The sequence below is a fragment of the Mesorhizobium sp. genome (genome assembly GCF_017306585.1).
Taxonomy (GTDB): Bacteria; Pseudomonadota; Alphaproteobacteria; order Rhizobiales; family Rhizobiaceae; genus Mesorhizobium.
The window spans coordinates 1-1995 of record NZ_JAFKIC010000379.1; the positions used below are offsets into that span (position 1 = coordinate 1).

The window sequence follows — 1995 nt, forward strand, 5'->3', positions numbered from 1 at the left end:
CGGCGCCATCTCCCTGGTGCTGGTGTGCCTGCTGCCGGAGTTCCTGACCTCGGCGACTGGCGTACCATTCTACCTCGGTGGCACATCGCTTCTGATCGTGGTCAGTGTCACGCTCGATACGGTTGCGCAGATTCAGGGCCACCTGATCGCGCACCAGTATGAAGGCCTGATCAAGAAGTCGAAGCTGCGCGGGGGGAAGAAAGCCAGATGAGGTTGATTTTGCTTGGGCCGCCAGGAGCGGGCAAGGGGACACAAGCACAAAGACTGGTAGAAAAGCACGGCATACCCCAGCTCTCGACGGGTGACATGCTGCGTGCCGCCGTTCAGGCGGGTACCGAGGTCGGCAAGCGCGCCAAGGCGGTCATGGATGCCGGCGAACTGGTGTCGGACGCCATCGTCAACGCCATCGTCGCGGAGCGAATCGACCAGGCGGACTGCGCCAAGGGGTTCATCCTTGACGGTTATCCGCGCACCCTGGTGCAGGCCGATGCGGTTGAATCGATGCTTTCCGAACGCGGCATTGGTCTCGACACGGTCGTCGAACTGGTCGTCGACGACAGGGCTTTGGTCGGACGCATCGTCAAGCGCGCCGAGGACGCCAAGGCCGCCGGCCAGCCGGTGCGCAAGGACGACAATCCCGCTGTGTTTGAAGAGCGCCTGCGGGAGTACTACAAGAAGACCGCGCCGCTGACGGGCTACTACTACGCCAAGGGCAAGCTCAAGACCGTCGACGGCATGGCCAGCATCGACGCGGTGACCGCCGAGATCGAAGGCGTGCTGACCGCGGCCGGCAAGGCGCGGTAAGCGGAAAATTAAGTTTTGGCTTGACGGGGACGGCCCGCTGAGGTATGGCGGCCCGTCTTCCAGTCAGGCGTGAACTTTGCTTGTCCGCAAGGGCAAGGCGATGGCTTTGAACTGGAAACTCCCGCAAGGGCCGGCCTCCACCGGACGCGGGGCAATTTGAACAGCGCCCGACCTCCTTTCCAGGCTGGTTGGCCCACATGGAGAAGAGAAGAAGATGGCTCGTATAGCCGGCGTCAACATTCCGACCAACAAGCGCGTCGTCATTGCGCTTCAGTACATTCACGGCATTGGCAAGAAGTTCGCCCAGGAGATCGTCGACAAGGTCGGCATCCCGGCCGAGCGCCGCGTCAACCAGCTGACCGACGCGGAAGTGCTGCAGATCCGCGAAACCATCGACCGCGACTACCAGGTCGAAGGCGACCTGCGCCGTGAAGTCTCGATGAACATCAAGCGCCTGATGGACCTCGGCTGCTACCGCGGCCTGCGTCACCGCCGTTCGCTGCCGGTTCGCGGCCAGCGCACGCACACCAATGCGCGCACCCGCAAGGGCCCGGCCAAGTCGATCGCCGGCAAGAAGAAGTAATTTAGGGGAGTAGGGGAATAGGGCAGTAAGGCAGTAGGGATTGTTTTCCCTATTCCCTTACTGCCTTACTCCCCTACTGCCTTTCCTAGGTGGAGCCGCTGGCATTACGGCGGTGTAGAGATCAACTGAAAGGACTACCATGGCCAAGGAAGCCGCACGTGTTCGCCGCCGCGAACGCAAGAACATCTCGTCGGGCGTTGCCCACGTCAATTCGACCTTCAACAACACGATGATCACCATCACCGACGCGCAGGGCAATTCGATTGCCTGGTCGTCGGCTGGCGCCCAGGGCTTCAAGGGTTCGCGCAAGTCGACCCCGTTCGCCGCCCAGATGGCAGCCGAAGACGTTGCCAAGAAGGCGCAGGAACACGGCATGCGCATGCTCGAAGTCGAGGTCTGCGGACCGGGCTCGGGCCGTGAATCGGCGCTGCGCGCCCTGCAGGCCGCCGGCTTCACCATCACCTCGATCCGTGATGTGACGCCGATCCCGCACAATGGCTGCCGCCCGCGCAAGAAGCGCCGCGTCTAATTGTCGAACGCCGCGCGAACGCCACAAGGCGTTCCTCCACGGTATTCCAGGTCGCCCGCCACGATTGGATGGTGGCGGG

General features: G+C 62.8%; 3 protein-coding genes and 1 pseudogene. All 4 read left to right on the plus strand.

Features of this window, described 5'->3' with window-relative positions; genetic code table 11:
* Positions 1 to 211: pseudogene (locus J0I79_RS35010) on the plus strand (preprotein translocase subunit SecY); the annotation flags it as partial.
* A complete protein-coding gene (locus tag J0I79_RS35015; protein WP_292870775.1) occupies positions 208 to 804 on the plus strand; it encodes an adenylate kinase in 597 nt (198 codons plus the stop codon). The pseudogene J0I79_RS35010 and the gene J0I79_RS35015, both read left to right, overlap by 4 nt.
* A gap of 214 nt (positions 805 to 1018) precedes the next feature.
* Positions 1019 to 1387, plus strand: a complete 369-nt coding sequence (gene rpsM, locus J0I79_RS35020) for a 30S ribosomal protein S13 (protein WP_006205445.1) — start codon at positions 1019 to 1021, stop codon at positions 1385 to 1387.
* A gap of 139 nt (positions 1388 to 1526) precedes the next feature.
* Complete coding sequence (gene rpsK / locus J0I79_RS35025) at positions 1527 to 1916, plus strand: 30S ribosomal protein S11 (RefSeq protein ID WP_006205444.1); 390 nt, start codon at positions 1527 to 1529, stop codon at positions 1914 to 1916.
* The last annotated feature ends 79 nt before the right edge of the window (positions 1917 to 1995 follow it).

Excerpts from the sequence above, each read along its gene's own strand:
- rpsK (WP_006205444.1), top strand. The coding sequence starts at position 1,527 with ATGGCCAAGGAAGCCGCACGTGTTCGCCGCCGCGAACGCAAGAACATC.
- rpsM (WP_006205445.1), top strand. The coding sequence starts at position 1,019 with ATGGCTCGTATAGCCGGCGTCAACATTCCGACCAACAAGCGCGTCGTC.
- J0I79_RS35015 (WP_292870775.1), top strand. The coding sequence starts at position 208 with ATGAGGTTGATTTTGCTTGGGCCGCCAGGAGCGGGCAAGGGGACACAA.